This is a genomic window from Lentilactobacillus parakefiri (assembly GCF_002157585.1).
In the GTDB taxonomy this organism is placed as follows: Bacteria; Bacillota; Bacilli; order Lactobacillales; family Lactobacillaceae; genus Lentilactobacillus; species Lentilactobacillus parakefiri.
In genome coordinates this window covers 1-392 of record NZ_BDGB01000062.1, presented here as the reverse complement: position 1 = coordinate 392, position 392 = coordinate 1, and the positions used below count along the sequence as shown (strand labels likewise).

Annotated in this window: 1 protein-coding gene; it reads left to right on the top strand. The window is 47.2% G+C overall.

The window, feature by feature from the left end; genetic code table 11:
• Positions 1-392 (top strand): IS3 family transposase (locus tag LPKJCM_RS06610; RefSeq protein ID WP_165758580.1); only part of this gene is annotated, 392 nt, incomplete at both ends.

Below are 392 nucleotides of genomic sequence, written 5' to 3'. Positions count from 1 at the left end.
TATCGTTATCGATCCCCCAAACCTTCAAAACGCCGGGCCGAAGATGCGGACTTGAAACAACGGATTCTGCGGATCTTTGCGGAATTTAAGCAGCGATACGGTGTTATGAAGATCCACCATGAATTGAATCTGGAACTTCAACCACTGCAGCGTCGGTGCAGCCCAAGACGGATTTCCCGGCTCATGAAGGAACTGGATATCCACTCCGTTACCGTCAATAAATGGAAAGCGGCTTCGGCTTCCAAAACCAAGGTTGAACAGCGTCCCAACTTGCTTAAGCAGGATTTCTCGACCACTGGTTTAAATCAAAAATGGACCGCTGATATGACCTATATTCAAACGAAGCGTAATGGCTGGTGTTACTTATCAACCATCATGGATCTGCACTCAAG